This window comes from Oceaniferula marina (assembly GCF_013391475.1).
GTDB classification, from domain to species: Bacteria; Verrucomicrobiota; Verrucomicrobiia; order Verrucomicrobiales; family Akkermansiaceae; genus Oceaniferula; species Oceaniferula marina.
Window position 1 is genome coordinate 371,470 of sequence record NZ_JACBAZ010000003.1, and the last position, 19,672, is coordinate 391,141.

The following is a 19,672-nucleotide window of genomic DNA, read 5'->3' on the forward strand; positions in this document are numbered from 1 at the left end:
ACACCCGCTGCTCACTCGCCGCCCCCCCACCACCGGCTCCAGCCATGCCCCAAAGACATACTCCTTTCCACTATGAAGAAAAAATCCAAACCGTTGGTATCGCGGCATCTCATACTGGTATCGTTGATCGCAGGCTCTGCCATGGTCCTACCCGAAACGTCGGCAGAACAGGCAACACAAGCAGACAACGTCAACCTGGTCCCCACCCAAGCAGCGACAGCTGCAAACTACTGGTGCACCTGGTATGCCCAGAACTACTGGATCCAGCGAGGTGGAGAAATCACCAACTTCAGTGGTATCACCAATGCCAATGCCCGCGAAGAACTCAACGAACACACGCTGTATAACAAAAAAGACGGCTGGGCATCCACGTACCTCCCCAGGGGGCGAAGCGATTACTTTTTTCTCATCGATCACGGCTGGCAGGATAAAGAAAAAAGTCACCTGCTCCCCGGAGCCACTCCGTTTTTCTCCCTGCAGCTCGACAAAGCCGACTTCCCACGCTACGCAGCACACTCCCACGCCGAAAGCCTACGAAAATTCAACGAAGACATTCAAACCCTCGGCTGGCGGGGACTCGGACTCTGGACCCGGGGAAATATCAGTAAAGATGCCGCCGAACGGATGGTCAACTGGTCCAAACACGCCGGTATCGAATACTGGAAAATCGACGGTGGTGGCACCCAGCATTTTTATAGTTATGCTCTCAAGCAGAAGCTCTACCCCGAACTGATCCTCGAATACATCTGTGGTGCCAACGGCCCACTCAATCCACAGTGGAAAGACGCTACGCGCAATAGCTATCCGTCGGTCTATGCACCGGGCGGAGCCAAAAATAAAATAGCTCTCAAAATCATCCAAAACTGCGATGTGTTCAGAACCTACGATGTGGCTCCCATCCTCGTCTCCACCTCGACCATGCGCCGCATCCATGACATCCTTCGCCAAACCCAGGGGAACCCATCCTACATCGCCCAACTCAATATCCAGGACGACACCCAGGTGGCCGCCGGCATGGGCTGCCTGGTCGCCGTGAAACGCCACCCGAATTACATGGAACGCACACTGGATGGCAAAGACTTTCACCACCAGATCTCCGGCAAACGCCTGATCCAGAAACGCATGAACGAAGTCGAGCGCTTTGGCCGATGGCAACGTATTGCCCCGGCATTCCCTGCCGGTATCGGCAGCTACCTCGCCTCGGAAGAAGAACTGATCGATTCCTACCCCCATACCAAGCAGCACACTTGGTTCAAACCGGTCTATGGCCAGATGGTTTATCAAAGTGCCCCCGCTATCATGGCCCGCAACATGCCACTGCCAAAAGTCGAAGCGTCCGCTGATGCTCCTTATGTCATGGCCAGCACCTACCCTAACGGCCCCCTCTGCGTCGCCACCGAAGGTCGCGTCAAACCGGACGATCAATGGTATCATCCACGTGCCAAAGTCACCGTCCAAGTGAAGGATGCCCATCAGCCAATCGGTGTTTTCGGACACTACCAACAACTCGTCTTGGAGTTTGACGGCCCACTCGATGGCATCCGTCACATCTGGGCCCAGGACCTGCTGACGGAAAAAGCCGAAGACATCCGGGACCAGGTCAACATTACAGGTCACTCATTGATCATCCCGGGAAAGCTGATCGACCGCCTGGGGACATCCGCCGGCGACCCCGGAGACATTTCCGTCCCGGGACTCGTCATCCGCTTGGAAGGAGATAAACTCCCCATCGCAGGAAGCGACTACACACCAGCTGCCGCCCGCCCCTCCCGTGAGCGGGCCATTGACCGCGACCGTAGTCCGGATACAACATCAAAGGCGTCCGCCAAGCCCTCCGCAAAACTTCCCGGTTTCCACGGGAACGCAAACATCCAACAATCGGACATGGGCTACCTTGTCAGTCCGGGCACTAGCCAACCGGCAGGAAGCCCGGGCATCATCCTCAAAGAGCTGCCCAAAAAAATCTCCAGCGGGAAAACAAGCATCCAATGGAAGATGAAAGCCGCGGATCCAAATGCGGCTACAAGAAATGGCTTTCTGGTTCTGAGCAGCGGCAAGGATGCGATGAATGCCGTCTTCGCCGGATCATGGATTGGCTCGCGCCAACTCAGCGTCTTCGAACAATCCGCCCGATGGGGTGAGGGGCTCAAAAAACCACTCAAACAAGGCGCCATCAAAGAACTCGATTGCAAAGCGGTGCTCGATATGGACGCCCGCACCCTGATCCTCACAATCAACGGCAAGACCATCACACAAAGCTTTTCCGAGGCCATCACCACCGTCGACTACATCGGCTTTGCAGTCAAAGATGCCAAAACCGAGTTCAGCGAACCCCGTATCCGCTAGACAGAAGCCAACCAACATCTGCGAACCAAACATGGTCGATCACACCCCTCCCCTCCTTTCCATCGATCAAATTCATTATTGAAATACCCAATCCAACGAAGTAATATCTGTCCTCGTTCACGCAACGATCTCTTTCTCTACCCCACCTAGGCAACTTTCACACCATCGAACATCCCCCCATTCGTCCAACATCCACTTATGAAAGCTTACTCACTTTTCACCCATCTTGTCCTCCCTCTCGGCCTTACAAGTCTGGCCTCTGCCACGACCATTGCCAGTTGGGATTTTACTTCTGCCACGAATCCTCAAAACGACACCTCTGGAAATGGCTACAACCTCAGTGTCGGGGCGGGTGTTAGCTTCAATACCACCACCGGGGCCGATTTCAATGGCACCAATAACGGGGAATTGAGTATAGCCTACAATGCGGCCCTCGAGCCAGGCTCGATCTCCGCCGGCGAAACATGGACCATCTCGCTGACCGGGGTGCAGTCCGACATGACCTCTGGTTATGGTGCCGTCTACAGCAGCAGGGACAATAACGGAGCCACCGGCACAGGTGCCATTATTTACCGCAACGGAGTCAATGGAAACTGGGAATTCTGGACTGGCACATCAAGCAACGCTTGGAACGTCATCAACAGTGGCGTCAGTGTCAGCACGAGTGCCACTTATGACCTGACCGCTTCCTGGGACGGAACCACCATGACCTTTACCGTTGACGACGGAAACAGTGAAGTCACCAACACCCTCAGCCCTGGAAATGTCGTCTTTAACAGCGGTAACAATGGGACAGGCTTTGGCAATGGTGGTGACACCTCAAGTGAGTTTTTCTTCGACGGTCGGATTCAAAGCGCCACGATCACGGTTGTCCCCGAGCCCTCGTCTCTCACCCTGATCGGTCTTGGGTCACTCGCCCTCATCCTGCGCCGCCGCAAGTAGGTGGCAAATGGTATCAGCGTTCGAACCGAAGATCATTGGTCCGAACGCTCATTTGGGCACCGCTTTTATGCGTGCTATTCCCCGGCACGGATTTTCACCTCACCGTGAGAATCCGTTCCGCCATTGCCTTTGATTCTAGCACGGACTGTGTATTTCGCCCCTTGCTTGAACTCCGGCAATTTGAGCTTGTAAACAATCCCTTTTAACTGACCACCGCTGAAGGCTTCGTGTTTGTCTTTTGCCACGGGCTTTCCGTCTTCCAATAAGCTCACCTCACTGATATCCAGAGCGTGGGTTCCTTTTTGATAAAGGAAAACCACCTCATACTGGCCAGCGGCTGTGATTTTACCCTCCGTGGAGAACTCAAGCTCCTTCCAATCCGCAGGTGTTTTGGCTGGATTCCAGCCGTCCACCTTGACGTGGTTGAAAAAATCCTGGGCACTCAACTTCGCCACCTGGTCCTTGGCATAACCAATCCCCTGGATGTCCCAGCGCTTGAGCTGCCCGTCCATCGTCTGCTTAAAGGCATCGAAATCTTTATTCTCCAGCTGCGTCCATCCGACTTCCGCATAGGCTGCAAGGCGAGGGTAGATCTGAAATTCCATCCGTTCGACGGTCGGGATCCACTCACCCCACATTTGGCAGCCCAGACCGATGATGCGCTTCTCCTCCTCTGGGCTTAGACCGTTTAGGATCGGGTTAAAGCCATAGGCTTTTCCTAGTGAAATACTGCCATATCCGTAGTCGAGGTAGGTGTAGGAATGGAGAGAGTTCACAATCGTATGCCCGTCCACGACGGCACGTTTGGCTAGCTTCGGGCTGCCCTTCCAGAAATGCACCACCGTGTCCTTGTCGAGTTTGGCGGCCTTGGCGGTCTGGCCTCCTTTCAGGAAGCCGTGTAAATCATCGCCGAGGATTTCATTCCAGCCCATGATGTTGCGTCCTTTTTTCTGCACAATATCCGCCATGCGGTTGGTGAAATAAAGCTGCACATCCGCCATGGTTTTAAGCTTTTCACGCTTCATCAACTCTTTGATCGCCTTACTGGACTGCCACTGCTCAAACTTCACTTCGTCTCCACCAATGTGAACGATCCGGGAAGGAAACAACTCAATCACCTCATCCAAGACATCGCTGAGGAAGGTATACACAAACTCAGACGATGGATCATAGACATCCAGCGCCTTGCCAAACACGGTCATCACCTCAATCGGCTTTTTGTTGGTGCCCAGCTCCGGGTAGGACGCAATGGCCGCACAGGCGTGCCCCGGCATCCCGATCTCAGGAACCACCGTGATATGGCGTGCCTTGGCATAGGCCACGATATCTTTGATCTGCTCCTGAGTGTAAAACCCCTCGTGAGGCTCCCCCGAACGCTTTGAACTTCCCCAGCCACCCGTCTGGGTGTCGGTCCGCTTGCTGCCAATCGTCGTCAGCTTCGGGTATTTTTTGATCTCGATCCGCCACCCCTGGTCATCGGTCAGATGCCAATGAAACACGTTCATTTTTAGGGCCGCCATCTGGTCGAGCAGCTTTTTGACTTCTTTCTCACCCTTGAAATGGCGCGCTTCGTCGAGCATAAACGCACGCCAGGCAAAGCGTGGCTGGTCCTGAACCTGCACGCAGGGAAGCGACCAGTCAGCTTCCACTTTGTTCCGGGAAACAATTTCGTCCGGAAGCAATTGCAACAGCGATTGCACACCGTAATAGACTCCGGCTGGAGTCGACGATTTGATCAGAGCACCTTTGGAAACCACCTGCAAGCTGTAGCCTTCCGGCCCCAGGGATTTCAACGACGGATCCAGAGCCAGCATGACCTGGGGCTTGTCCGTTCTGTTTTGTTGAATCGACAACTTCATCCCAGTGGCAGGAGCAAGCGCATCGCGTAGAGCCTTCGCCTCATTCTCCAATGCCGCCGGAGCCACAATCAGCGTATCCGCCGTCAGTGTAAAGGTTCCCTGCTTCAACTCCGTAGAGCTTGGCTTCGGAAGAATCAAATTCGGTTTTGTCTCCGCTGAAACCACCGGCAGGGATAAACAAGTCATCAGTAAAACAAGGCGTTGCATCATGTCACCCTATTACAGCCGAAACGAAAGAAAAGTAACAGAACGATGAAAATAAACCTACCGATGATAAAAATCACCTCAGCTGCTCACTCCCCTCAAATGGATGATCTCACGGAAGCACAATCGACAATCCCCCAAAGGAAAGCACTGCTCCCACACGCATTTCGGCTGGAGGCTCATCCACCGCCACGTGCTCAGACAACCATTGGATCTGACTAGGCCAAAGGGGACCATCATACAAGGCCACATCATCCAGACTACAGTGCATGGCGTGCCTGGCATTACCGAAGCGCGATGCCAGTTGCATACAGCTGATCTTACCCTCTCCGGTATAAGCAGCTTTGCCTTGAAACGCACCATCGATAAAAAGGCTGATAAACTCTCCGTCACTCACCACCCCCAGATGATGCCACTGACCATCGTTAATCGTTTTGGACCCAACGACATCATCGCTCTCAACGCCTCCAAGCCCCCCAAAATTAACCAAGCTCACCGAGGCTTCATGATTTTTCATCAATAAAAACAATTTCCCATTGCCGCTTCCCAACGAAATAAAGTCTTTATCGAAACTCTGGTCGTTCACATCCGTCCGAACATGCAAGGACAAGGAAAAGCCAGATACATCCAAGCCGGCATTACCCAAGCGATGGGTCCAATACCCCGCAGACGCGGGAGGAAACATAGCCGCCCCCGCAAATTTGCCAGTGGTCACGGGCTCGGCCCCACGATAACTCGCCCAAGGAACCTCCGCGCTTCCACCATTCCGTAATACCTTCTGTGCGTCATCCATGGTGTAGTGCAAGACCATCGCCGCCTGAACAGACCCCGCGAACAACATAAAAAGCAGGTAACGACAAACAAAGTAGACACGAGCAATCACCAACATAACAACTGAAGATATACCATTGAGAGCCGCTTGCACATATCAAATTTCAAAAGATCTCCGATGCAAAAACCGGCCGCAGGGAGAATCAAACATATCCTCTTACACCAAGTAGTAAAACAGACGGGACGATAGCCGAGATGAATGAGTTCTTTGGTAAGGCGCGACGAAGGAATGGTGCGGGCACCATGACTAAGGAGAAACAAAGCCAAAGGAGTCATTCATCCGGAACTCTCATGGATCACGCAGTGCTTTTCCACATACCTCAACAACGATCAATCGTCTCGTCTGTTTTGCGGAGTGGTATTACGCGTTGTTACCCATAGACCGCGTAAGAAAAACGGGGATTTGCCTATTCCTGTGTAACTCTTCAGACTAAAAGAAATGCAGACAACCACTATCCGAACGTGAAACATTCCATCACTCTCAGAACCATCCTCGTTCTCATCACCATGCAGCTTCCCCTGCATGCCCAACAAGACACGGACACGCAATCGTTCAACAAAAACTGGCAATTCCGTATTGATGCCTCCAAGGCTTGGCAATCGGTCACCCTGCCCCACACCGCCAAACTTGAGCCCTACATTTCCAATAACATGTGGATGGGCGAATGTACTTATCAAAAAGACATCCCCTACGAGCCATCCTGGAAAAACAAAAAAGTCTTCCTCGAGTTCGAAGGAGCGATGGGCATTGCCAAGGTTTCGCTGAATGGCAAACTTCTCACCACCCATTACGGCGGCTACATGGGTTTCCAAATCGACCTCACTGATCACCTTGTGGAAGGCCGCAACCGACTCGAGGTCGCTCTCGATAACCGAGAAAACAGCAACTACCCACCCGGCAAGGAATACCGCCGGCTCGACTTCAGCTGGTTCAGCGGTCTCTACCGCAACGTCAAACTGAATGTTACGGACAAACTCCACATCAGCCATGCCATCGCTGCCAATCAACAAGGTGGTGGCGGCATCTTTGTTACCTATCCGAAGGTCTCCAAACAAGCCGCCAGCGTGCAAATCAAAACCCACGTCGCCAATGATCACAACAACCCACAAAATTTCTATCTCGATCACTCCCTCTGGCAAAACGACCAACGCATCACCGGAACCAAACTCACTCCGACCACCCTCAATGCCGGCGACAACCGACACATCACCCAAACGATCGAACTCAAAAATCCACAGCTCTGGAGCCCTGCTTCGCCTCACCTCTACACGCTAAAAACCCGACTCATCGGCCCCGGTAAAAAAATCATTTCCGAATCTTCCCAACGCATTGGCATCCGCCACATCAGCTATTCCGCCGACGGCTTTTTGATCAATGGCCGCAAACTCTATCAGCGCGGCACCAATCGACACCAGGAATTTCCCTACCTCGGCTACGCCGCCTCGGACGAAGCCCAGTATCGCGATGCCGTAAAAATCAAAGAAGCCGGATTCGACATCGTCCGCCTCTCCCACTATCCGCAATCCCCGGCCTTCATGCGGGCCTGCGACGAACTCGGCCTGATGGTGATCAACTGCATCACCGGCTGGCAGTTTTTCAAGGACGGTGAATTTGCCCAACGCTCGCTGCAAGAAGCCCGCGAAATGATCCGCCGCGACCGCAACCACCCCTGTGTTGTGCTCTGGGAAACCAGCCTGAACGAAAGCGGTATGCCCGCCTGGTTCCTGAAACAACAACACGAAATTGTCGATCAGGAGTACCCCGGCGACCAGAGCTTCAGCGGAGCCTGGAAGGATGGTCCGCACGATGTTTTCCTACCTGCACGCCAACACGGGAAAGGACCCAAATTCTGGGACGACTGGCAACACGGCAACAAACCCGCCTTCACCGCTGAATACGGCGACTGGGAATACTACGCCCAAGCGGCAGCCAACTTCAACCAGGACGGAGCCAAAGAACTGAAAAAAGAGGAAAGCACCAGCCGCCAACTCCGCAAACACGGCGAAAAACGCCTGCTGCAGATGGCCCTCAACTACCAAGAGTCCCACAACCAGAACCTGCGCGGAAAATCCATCATCGGCGATGCCAACTGGCTGATGTTCGACTACAACCGCGGCTACGCCAACGACCACTGCAGCTCGGGCGTCATGGACCTCATGCGGCTACCCAAATTTGCCTATTTTTTCTACCGCAGCCAACGTCCGCCCAGTGAGTCCTCCGATCACTATTCCTCCGGCCCCATGGTCTTCCCCGCTACCTACTGGAATGAGTCATCCAGCCCGCAGGTGCGCGTGTTCTCAAACTGCGAAACCGTTACGGCCTACCTCAACGGTAAAAAAATGGCGACTCAGACTCCGGATCAAAATCGCTTTTCCACCCACCTTTCCCATCCTCCATTCACCTTCGATTTCAAATCCTTCACCCCCGGCAAGCTGAAATTTATCGGATCAATCAAAGGCAAACCCGTCGCCGAACACACCGTCAGCACCCCGGGTAAAGCGGCAGCACTCAGACTCCACGCCGACAACAGTGGCCACCCCTTGCGACCCAACGACAACGACTTCCTTTTTGTCTACGCCTCCGTCGTCGATGCCCAGGGAACGGTCATCCCCGGCGCGACTCCCCTCCTCAGCTTCAGCAGCGAGGGTGGGCAGATCATCGGCCCAAATGAGATCCACGCAGAGGCCGGCATCAACGGCATCCTGCTGCGCAGCCACCAGCATGCCAAAGAAATCACGGTAAAAGTCAGCAGCCCCGGCCTGAAACCCAGCGAACTCCGCATTCAAACCAAGCTGGCTGATTGATGAATCACCATTGACTTAAGCTGAGCACTTGGAACTTCAAACGCCTAGAATTCCGCAACTGCGGATTCTAGAACCGTCACAGCGCTTGCTACTGCCAGCAGGCTCTGTATATATGAACTCAACATAGCAATCGATATGACTCCACGCATTCTGTCCATGCCGCCGCTTGCCTCTCTGGTTCAGCCTCTTCAGTCCCTTTTGTTCATCTTGACCATGTCAACAGGCTTTGCCATCAGCGAAACCGACCTCCTGCAATCCACGCAGACCTACGGCGCAGCCAAACGCAATCTGTCCACCAGCGGCAAGGCCCTCAGCGTGGCAGGTAAAACCTACCCGCAAGGCATCGGTGTGCACGCCGTCTCCGAAGTCCCGGTAAGTGTCGAGCCCACGGCAAAGCGGTTCCAAGGACTGGTGGGTATGGATGACACCTCAGTACGAGAAGCCAAAGGAGAGGCCCAATTTCGGATTCTCTCCGGCAGCGCCATCCTCTGGACCTCACCCATCATGAAAACCGGCAGTCCAGCGGTCCCCTTCGACATCCAGGTTCCCCCGGGTGCCCGAAAACTTTACCTCCAGGTCGACGACCTCGGCAACAATGCCTACGACCACGCCAATTGGATCGACCTACGCTGGGGTAAGGAGGCGCAGGCATCCGACGTGAAGGCCACGGCAAAAACCAAGCCCCAAACCCTGAACGGAAAAGACTTCGGCATCACGCCGGATGTCACCACCGACCAATCAGCCGCCTTCCGCAAAGCGCTCGACGCCCTGCGTGCCGCACCCGGGTCCACCCTGACACTGGCCAAGGGAACCTACCATTTCCACCACACGGGTGCCCTGAAGCGCCACTTCCATGCCTCCAACCACGACCAACCGATCTGGCAACCGGTTTCGCTACCGCTGGTCGACCTAACCAAGACCACCATCGACGCCAACGGTTCCCTGTTCCTTTTCCACGGCCAGGTCCAGCCGATGCTCATCCAAGACACCCGGGAGCTCACCATCAAAAACCTGGCACTCGACTACGTCCACCCCCCCGATTCTCAAAGTACCATCACCAAAGTGACCCCCGAGTTCTACGAAATGAGCATCGATCAACAACAATACCCCCACAAGGTGGAAAACGGTTGGATCACTTTCACCGGGGAGGGTTGGGAAAAACCCGATGGCACCCACGGCATTGTCTTCGACGGCAAAACCAAAGAAATCGTCGCCGGCACCAGCGACTACGGCTACCGCGGCAAACTCACCCTTGTCTCACCCGGACACTACCGGGTGGAAAAAAACATCCAGAAAGACGGTATCAAAGCAGGCGACACCATCACCATGCGCCACGGCTGGGACCGCCCCCACCCGGGGTGCGTGCTCTACCGCGCCGTCGATACCCAGCTAGTGAATTTCTCCATCCACAGTTCCCACGGCATGGCGCTCGTCGCCCAACGCAGTGAAAACATCCACCTCAAAGGCGGCGGCGTCTTCCCCCGCCCCGGCACCGGAAGAAACTTCTCCGCAGGTGCTGATGCCACTCATTTTTCTAACTGCAAAGGGAAAATCATCACGGAAAACTGCCTCTACGAAGGGATGATGGATGATGCCATCAACGTGCACGCCACCTGTCTGCGCATCGAGAAAAAGATCAACAAGCACACCATCCGCTGCCGATACGTGCACGGCCAGGCCTATGGATTCGAAACCTTCCTCCCGGGAGAGACCCTCAGGTTTATCCAGGCCAAATGGCTGACGCCACGCAACCCCTGCAAAGTCAAGTCAGTGGCCTGGATCGATAATAAGAACCTCCTACTCACCCTGGACACCCCGATCCCCGATGACCTTGGCAAAGGGGACGCCGTCGAAAATGCCGACTGGTTTCCCAGTGTGCATTTTAAAAACAACATCGTCCGCAACAACCGTGCGCGGGGGAGCCTGTTCACCACCCCCCACCCGGTGGTCATCGAAAACAACACCTTCGAAACCATAGCCGGATCAGCAATTCTGTTAGCTGGCGACGCCAACGGTTGGTATGAAAGCGGTGCCTGCCACGATGTTCTGATCCGCAACAACATCTTCAAAAACAACCTCACCTCACGCTTCCAATTCACTGAAGCCATCATCTCGATCTTTCCGGAAGTCCCCGACCTCAAAACCCAGACCGAATTCTATCACCGCAAGGTCAGGATCGAAAATAACCGTTTCGAAACCTTTGATGTCCCCTTGTTGTTCGCCATTTCCACCAAAGGAATCCAATTCAACAACAACAGCATCCGCTACAACAGCCAATACCCCGCTTGGAACCGTGCTCCGTTCATCTTCCGCCGCTGCGCCGATATCCAAATCTCCAACAACAAGGTCAAGAATGCCCCTCGCCCATGGGACAAGGCATCATCCCTCAAACTTCAACTGACCCCGGAAAAGGAAATCCAGTGGAGATAAAGTAGGCGCTGCCAAGAGAAACTGTTCCATTCCGGCCTCGAATGGCATAGACATCCCGTCATCCATGCAGACACTTAAAAGTGTGCATGGAACCTTTTTGGAATTCAAGATCGCATGAAATCTTACGCAAGGCGATTACAAGGCGACAATCCTGAAAAACAATTTGGGAACTGCAATCGTTTGATTGAATGTCTGGGTAGCGCCATTGCCAGCAACCGGGCTGCCTACATCTTGCCAACTATTAGATTCCAAAGTGGTCGAGCTCTGAAGCTGATAATTCACACCTAACTGGCTGCGGAAAGAAATCGAAAGTGAATTGCCTGAGACACTGGTGATCGTTGCCACCTCGGACACTTGAGGAATGGCAGGGGTAAATTTGAAGGCGTTGAGCTTAAAGCCTTTACTGTCTGAATGAATCGACGTTGCATAAACAAAGCCTGGGGCACGTGCCAATTCTAGGGAAAACTCTAAAGTTCCGCCCTCTTCCACTCCCGAAAAGGTCTTCACCAACGATTCCGTGGCAACTCCTGCGCCATCCACCGTCACAGATTTGAGAACGCTACCTGTTGCGTAAACCAAATGATTTTTACGCACGGCTACCACACTGGGGTAATCATTACTCGCCAACCAGCCCGATGTCCACAAAGGAGTCGTAGGAGATGTTCCGTCGTCGTTGGCACGCAGCCAAAAAATCTGGTTTTGGGAAGGTCCACCGCCTCCATCGCTACGGTTGACCACGATAGCGATGCTGCCATCACTTCCTGAGTTCATTGTCGTGCTGAAAATTTGTTTTCCGGCTTCTGTTTCATCATAGGAATACGACCATGACGGCTGAAGCGTTTGGGCACCAATCGATGAAACCATGGCGGCAAAAACCATGAGGAAGACATTGCAAAACGACGTTTTCATAACACGAAATAAACTTGGGGGTTGCGGGAGGTCCAATGACCTAAAAGGAATAACTGACTTGGAAATAGAATTCACCATCTCCCGATTCGACAGAGTCGTCGGAGTGGGTGATGTCGCGCAATGCCACACCATAACCGAGTGCCATGCGTAAATCTTCATTGACTACAGCATCAAGCCCCAGACCAATCGACCACAATGTGTCATCTTGTTCAAAGGATAAAGCATCCTCGTTTTTAACCGTGGCAAAATCGGAAAAGACGGAAGTAGAAAACTTCACAGGCACGCTACCCATCGAAACTTCATCGAAGTGGTATTTGTAATCCGCTTTGACCAAGAAGGAGCTATCACCGGAAGCAGCACCGAGCGGATATCCACGAACAGTATGGTAACCCCCTGCCACATTCAAAAAGGAGGGAGGGAGGCGTGAGCCAAAACTTGTCGTCAATGAAGAGGCTGCCTGTAACTCATGTTTTCTGCCGTCTTCCTCGGTTAACCACTCATCAAGGTAGAGACGGTAGTTGGCATAGAGGGCACCAATGACAAACGAGTCATCAGCAAACAAGCGACCTTGGCGCGACAACTCCAACCCGGAGTCGGTTCCCGCCAGACTTGGGAGGTTGCATTCAAGCCGGGCACCCGTCACAAACGAGCTTTTATACGTTGTTTTTGAATAGCGAACCCCGACAGAGGGCAGCAGGTAGCCGGTTGTTGCTTTGGGAATTCCAATACTGGTTTGATCCTGGGTGGCACTCAAATAACGCAATCCAAGAATCGCATCGAGATATGCCCCTTGGTCGTTCCAGAATGTTTTTTCCCAAGTCACACCTAAGGAATAACTATGACCTTCATAGTCCAACCCGAACGGGGTCGACAAACCGATATCTTCCGCGGTGTAATTACTGTAGTAGGCATTAAATCCAAGTCGACTGCTTGCCACCTCATCCAATGGCATCATGTAGTCGGCTCCGACGTAGCCGCTATTGCCTTTAAATGAAGAAAGCAGTTTAAAGTTCAATCTATCATCCGTGGTAAATGTGTTCCACCGGCTATAATCAATCGTTCCCCGCTCGCTACCGGTGCGCTCGGATCCAAAGTTATCAATTCCGAGGGTGGCCACTTGCTCATCGAGCTGTTTCACCCGGTATTCGAGAACCAGTTCGCCATCTTCGGGAACCAGAACCGGACGCACCTGCTGTCGGCTGAAGCGATTCATCATCCCCACAGTGCCATCAAGCTCTTTAGCGGAAATGGTGTCTCCTTTACCAATAGGGGCTGCCGTGCTGATACGTGTCCGTTTGGCCTCGGATACCTCTTGGTTCTCCTCAGTCCCAACAATTCGGACACTGGAAATTTTGCCTTCCACAATTTTAATCTCAAGCGGCTTGCCTGCGAGCATTGCTTTATAGCCCGACGTTGTTACCACCGCTCGGGTAGCCAGAATACCACGCTCTTGGTAAACCTCACTGATGGCCTTCAAGATAGTTGATATCGCTTCCGGGGAAAGCTTCTGAGCATCAATTTGGTGCAGCTGATAAGATCGGCCACCGGCGGCTGGCACCAGACCTTTTTCTCCCTCTTTAAGTGATACAGTGACAGCAGAGAGGGTTTGGTTATCGACGGCAGAATTACCGGAAAACTTAATCGGGCCTGCACTCGCGGTTAAGCTGGTCAACAAGACACAGCCTAATGCGCTTGTGATGGATTTGGATTGTGGGATCATGCGTTGAAATTGGTAAAGGTTGGAGGAGAGGGATGATGCCGTTATTGGACGCTATTGATGAGTTTCTCAGCCAACCCGAGAGTTTGCAGGTGGAGCGGAACCCCATCCAACGACTTCAATACGGCTTGTTGTTTGCTCTTGCTTAACTTGCTCCATGAGGGAAGAGCAATCAGGCGCAAGCCCACACTCTGGGAAATAGCATAGGAATTAGAAAACGGGCTATTCGGGTCATATCCGATGTTTTCCTGAATCCAAATTTCCATCAACCCCTCCTGGCTCAGGGCAGGTAAACTAGGGTATGGATCAATGGTGAAATCACCGGGAATAACAGTGACGGTGTAATTGTTCAGATCAAAACCATTGGAACCCAGCGCGGATGCGGCATCGGCATCGAGCTCGGCCGGATAAAAACCATGAGCAGCTGCCAGGTCTTCGGCAACGCCAGTCACACTGAAGATATCGAGGGAATCCACGGTTTCACCATTCGGTAATATATTTCCTCCACCCACAAGGTCAGTGGTGACAAAGGCTGTTGGGTCAATCTTATAGGAGGCCCCTGCATACCGTTGATCGCTATTGATGGCGAGTTCGATGGCGCGACGGTTAATCACGTAATCACCACTCTGATAGGAAATGGCATAGTTGCTTGCCTTAAAGCCATTGGTGCCGGTTTGTCCGACAGGAGTTAATGCATCTGTATACGTGCCCACAGCAGCTGTGGTACTGCCAGGCAATGTTGTCATTGCAAAATCGATGGCCGTCACACTTTCTCCATTGGGAAGATTGGCTGAGTTACTCAGCGGATCAAATAATTCAAAGGAGGAGGAATCCAACGATTCGCTCTGACCATAAATTTTTGACTGTTCGGTGGCAGTGATCGTAATGGCACGTGCGGCAATGGTGTAGTCACCATTCACACGGGTGATATTGTAGTTAGCCTCATCAAAGCCCATCGAACTGGCAAGAATCGTGGTAGGCGCCAAATCATCAACATAGACGCCGACATCCGCACTGGTATCGCCCGCCACAGCACTGGTGATCGCCACGGCATCAATGGTCTCACCATTCGGAAGCGTGGAACCATTGGTCATATCTGTCACGGTGAAGGCGCTGGTGCCAGGTGAAACATTTTCACCGTAAATTTTCCCCTGAGGAAGCGCAGTCAGAGTGATGCCACGTTTGTTCACCACTAGATCACCTGTGACGTAATTAATATCATAGTTGCTTTCGAGGAAGCCGTCTCCGGTTCCTGCGGTGCCGGTGACGGGACCGGAAATCACAATTTCATCGGTATAGGTCGCAGCATCAGCCGTGGTGGAAGCATCCACACCGCTTGCCGAGCTAATGGTCACGGTCGTAATCACCTCACCATTGGGAAGCATGGTGCCTCCGGTTTTATCCAGAGTGGTAAAGGCGGTGTTATCAAGTGTGAGGGTATCACCATAGATTTTTTCCTGCTGGCTGGCAGTCAACGTAATCGCACGCGGGTCAATCGTGAAGTCGGCAGCTCCATAGCTAAAGGTGTAGTTTTCCTGATTGAAGCCATTGGATCCGGCAAGCGTTGGGTTACCTGTGCTGGTTGGGGTGACGGTGATATTGTCGATGTAAGTGGCGGCGTCCGCATCGGTGGAAGCATCAACGCCCCCTGCACTGACCAGAGTGACGGTATCGATTGTCTCTCCATTGGGAAGGGCTCCTCCATCACGGTCGATGACGGTGAAGGCGGTGTCACCTAGATCGTGCACATCCCCGTAGTCCTTGCGTTGCGCCGTGGCATTGATCGTAGCCGCACGGCGGTTGATGACAAAGTCACCCAGATTGGTGAAATCGAAGGTGTAGTTGCTGGCTTTAAAGCCACTACCCCCGGTTCCAAAACTGGTGATCTGCAAGTCATCGGGATAGACAAGCGCATTACTGGTGGTCGAGGCGTCATGCCCGCCACGGCTGATGATATTCACCGTATCGACCGTCTCACCATTTGGAAGGATGGCGCCTCCGTCTTTATCCAAGACCGTGAATGCTGTGTTGTCATTTCTCAGGGTGTAAACATCGCCATACGTTTTTTCTTGTTGTGATGGGGTGACGGTAATCGGGCGGGGGTTAATGAGAAGGTCACCCGAAGTGAAAGTAATATCGTAGTTACTTTCGAGGAAGCCGTCCCCGGTTCCAGGCGTGCCTGTCACCGGACTGGCAATAACAATTTCATTGGAGTAAAGGCTGGCATCGGCATTGGTTGAAGCATCTTTGCCTGTTGCCGAACTGATGGAAACCGTGGTAATCTCTTCTCCGTTTGGCAATGCGCTATCCAAGGGGTTCCCCTGATCCACCACTGAGAAGTTGGTATTATCAAGATTAAGACCATCACCGTAGAATTTCTCCTGACGTCCGGCGATCAGTTCGATTTGGCGAGGGTTGATCGTTAAATCTCCTGTGGCGAAGGTGATATCATAGTTAGAAACTTGGAAACCGGAACCTCCATTACCATCACCAAAATTATTGGAATCAATTTCGAGGTTATCAGCATAAGGTGTAGGGCTGGCATCCTGATCGGTCGAAGCGGCAAGACCACCAACACTCAAAAGTGTGACATTATCGATTGTTTCACCGTTAGGCAAAGTACTGTTTCCGCCATCGGTCAGTCCATTATCAAGAATGCTGAAGGCCGTGGTGCCAAGAGGTAACACATCACCGTATTGTTTCGACTGATTATCTGGCGTTAGAGTAATTGGGCGAGGATCAATTTTTAGATCTCCATTCACAAAGGTCAGATTATAATTATTCACATCAAAACTATTTCCACCTGTCACACCTGTGATCTGGAGATCATCCTGATAGGTTCCGACAGGATCCGTGGTACTGGCGGCGAGATCCACTGGCGGCACGCTCAACAAGCTCACGCTGTCAATGGTTTCACCGTTGGGCAAGGTTGCGTCTCCCCCACCGGTGAGACCTCCATCCAGAATGGTAAAGGCGCTTTGGCTGGCAGCGGAATCGAGATCAAGAACATCACCATAATATTTCGTTTGTTCGGATGCTGTCACCGTGACATTACGGCGATTCACCTTCAGATCTCCTTTGACGTAGGTAAAGGCGTAGTTGGCAGAATCAAATCCTCCGCTACCCGCCTGACCGGTGATAACAATTTCATCGGTGTAAGTATTGACGATACTGGTCGTTGATACATCAACACCGGTTGCCGAGGTTAAGATCACGGTATCGATTTGATCACCATTCGGTAAAGTGGTATTTCCTTCGACACCAAGATCTGCCACGACAAAGGCGGTGTTATCGAGAGTCAGGATATCTCCGTATTGTTTATTTTGCTCACTGGCAGTCAGGGTCACAGCACGCTTGTTAATGGTCAATGTCCCAGGGTTATAATTGATCGCATAGCCATTGTCACTGCTTGCTCCCGTCGCAATGATTGGAGCGGAGCCGACACCGACACCGGCAGGAGCACCCGTCGAGGTCGTTGTCACCCCTGTCAGGTCCAGCGTATTGAGTATTGTATCCTGCGTAAACGGATCACCGAGGGGAGGTGTCACAAAGTCATTCGTATTAACCGTGACGACCCCAGCACCAGATCCTGCTGGAAAGGTATCACCATAGATTTTTGAACCATCATTCGCCGTGATGTTCATCGTTGGTTGATAAGAATAATAGTAACCGAGTGCTGAAATCCCTGCTGTTTTGATGACATTAAAGTCCGTAACATTGTATGTGGCACGGTTATCACTCTGTAATCCGCCATAGGTGTGATTATTGCCAGATCCGTCATCGGTCGGATTGGGTAAGCGGATGGCATAAAAACTATTTAATTGATCGTCGAAGGAAATCGCCTGACTACCGGTACCATTGACCAATTGACCCGCATCGATAAAGACATCAGCCCCTCCATACGTTTGAATATTCCCTCCACTAAATTCAAATTTACTGGTTGCTGTCAAATCAATGATCGCTGTCGATTCGCCATTCAATCCGGCAGTGATGCTAGAAGAAAAGCCGATCAGATTAATCTGATCTGCAGTCATGATCACCGAGCCTCCGTTGGAATCAACGAAAGCATTATTAAGATCAATATTGCCTCCGGCTGTCATTAAGATCGAACCACGGCCAGTCGAGGCTCCTATTCCGCTGTGCCGCACATCGCCGCTGATATCAATATTACGCCCTGCTTGAAAATTAAAGACCGTCTCACCGACAGCGAAATCCTCCTGAATATTACTCACTGTCACTCCACTCTGAACAACAATATCGCGATCCGCAATAAGTGTCAGTGCCCCCTTGTTATTCAAGTTATTGGTAGGAACCAAAATATTGGCTGCCACCGTGATATCACCTTGATCGGTCCCAGGAGCACTTGTCACAACCTCCACATTCGATCCATTATTTAGACTGGTTTCAATAAGCCCAGCGAGACTACCATCGATAAGAACATCGGTAGGATCGATCAAAAACTGACCACCCCAGCCGACGATGATACGGTCTGCCACATCCGAGAAATTGATGGTTTTACCGGAAGTTTCAAGAAAACCACCCTCACCATTGCGGCTGGAAACATTGGCGGTTCCAGAAAAGTCCGTATGCCCGTCCGACCAAACAACGATGTGTCCACCTTTACCGGAATCAGAGCTAGCGTCCAAGACTGCCGACTCAGCAATCAGCGTACTGGATGAAGAAGGTGCGGTATCGGCTCCGAGGTCCGTTCCTCCCACTTCGATGACCCCTCCGTTTCCTTTATCATCACGTGCTGTGACAGAGCCGCTTACTTCAACCGCCCCTTGATCCGAATGGATTTTAACGCTTTTGCGGGCTTTGACGGTGCCCGATTGTTGGATCGCGGTGGCAAAGGCATCACCGGCAGAAAACATCACTTCTTCCCCATCCACCGTACCCATGTTGCGAATTCCGGTCCCCGGTTTGGATGATTTCGCGGAATCGGTGACATCCACAGCAAGGCTAGTCCCACCCTGGCGGACATGCACCTCATCTCCACTGGCGATGATGGCATAACCGTTTTTGGCGACGATTTCTCCCGTGTTTGTCACCTGCTGACCAAACAGCCCCACTCCTCGTTCAGTCACAATCGATCCTTGGTTATTGATATTCCCAGTCAAATTAAACCGCTGGATACTATTCAAAAAATCAGCATTGGATACCTGACCAGCCACTGCCATAAACATATCCGCACGAATCACCGAATTGGCGCCGAAAGTGACCCCCGCTGGGTTCACAAAGTATACTTGACCATTAGCCGTGAGGCTTCCATTGATCGTCGATGGGTCTGCACCTGTGATTCGATTGAGCAATGCCGCGTTGCTATTCGGCTGGATGAACTGCACGGAGTTTCCTTCCGGAACATTAAAACGGGCATAGTCAACGATCGCTTTCTGAGATTCCTGGGTAATGATGGCATTATGACCGGTTAACCCGGAAAACTCAACCTGACCTGCCACCACGGATGGGTTCGGATCGATAGGGTTGGCGGTGAGAGGTGTGAGCGCAACCAACAAGTTAGAAGCGCACAGATAGGGAGAGTATCGATGTTTCATTGTTTAAAAAGGCTGGGGAATTAAGGTGTCTATTTTAGAATTGTTCAATCGATACTGGCAAGATAAAAATTAGA

Annotated in this window: 9 protein-coding genes; 4 read left to right on the plus strand and 5 right to left on the minus strand. The window is 52.2% G+C overall.

Going from position 1 to position 19,672, the window contains the following annotated elements:
- Positions 1-72: 72 nt before the first annotated feature.
- A complete protein-coding gene (locus HW115_RS09615; protein WP_178932405.1) occupies positions 73-2,346 on the plus strand; it encodes a hypothetical protein in 2,274 nt (757 codons plus the stop codon).
- Positions 2,347-2,544: 198 nt separating this feature from the next.
- Positions 2,545-3,288 (plus strand): PEP-CTERM sorting domain-containing protein, encoded by a 744-nt coding sequence (locus HW115_RS09620; protein WP_178932406.1) that lies wholly within the window; start codon positions 2,545-2,547, stop codon positions 3,286-3,288.
- 74 nt (positions 3,289-3,362) lie between these two features.
- Here HW115_RS09620 and HW115_RS09625 read toward each other — a convergent pair whose 3' ends face one another.
- Positions 3,363-5,333, minus strand: a complete 1,971-nt coding sequence (locus HW115_RS09625) for a beta-N-acetylhexosaminidase (protein ID WP_178932407.1) — start codon at positions 5,331-5,333, stop codon at positions 3,363-3,365.
- Positions 5,334-5,463: 130 nt separating this feature from the next.
- A complete protein-coding gene (locus HW115_RS09630) occupies positions 5,464-6,144 on the minus strand; it encodes a LamG domain-containing protein (RefSeq protein WP_178932408.1) in 681 nt (226 codons plus the stop codon).
- 500 nt (positions 6,145-6,644) lie between these two features.
- Here HW115_RS09630 and HW115_RS09635 point away from each other — a divergent pair, with 500 nt between their 5' ends.
- Positions 6,645-8,987, plus strand: coding sequence for a glycoside hydrolase family 2 protein (locus HW115_RS09635; RefSeq protein ID WP_178932409.1), 2,343 nt, complete (start codon positions 6,645-6,647; stop codon positions 8,985-8,987).
- 135 nt (positions 8,988-9,122) lie between these two features.
- Positions 9,123-11,417, plus strand: coding sequence for an NPCBM/NEW2 domain-containing protein (locus tag HW115_RS09640; RefSeq protein ID WP_178932410.1), 2,295 nt, complete (start codon positions 9,123-9,125; stop codon positions 11,415-11,417).
- 135 nt (positions 11,418-11,552) lie between these two features.
- Here the strand turns inward: HW115_RS09640 and HW115_RS09645 are convergent, their stop codons facing one another.
- Genes HW115_RS09645 through HW115_RS09655 form a run of 3 tightly spaced genes read right to left on the minus strand, consistent with a single transcriptional unit; the run spans position 11,553 to position 19,598 of the window.
- Positions 11,553-12,326, minus strand: coding sequence for a hypothetical protein (locus HW115_RS09645; RefSeq protein ID WP_178932411.1), 774 nt, complete (start codon positions 12,324-12,326; stop codon positions 11,553-11,555).
- Positions 12,327-12,366: 40 nt separating this feature from the next.
- Positions 12,367-14,046: a ShlB/FhaC/HecB family hemolysin secretion/activation protein gene (locus tag HW115_RS09650; RefSeq protein WP_178932412.1), complete on the minus strand. Its 1,680-nt coding sequence runs from the start codon at positions 14,044-14,046 to the stop codon at positions 12,367-12,369.
- A 41-nt stretch (positions 14,047-14,087) separates the two neighbouring features.
- Entirely contained in the window at positions 14,088-19,598 is a 5,511-nt protein-coding gene (locus HW115_RS09655) for an MBG domain-containing protein (RefSeq protein ID WP_178932413.1), read from the minus strand.
- Positions 19,599-19,672 lie beyond the last annotated feature (74 nt).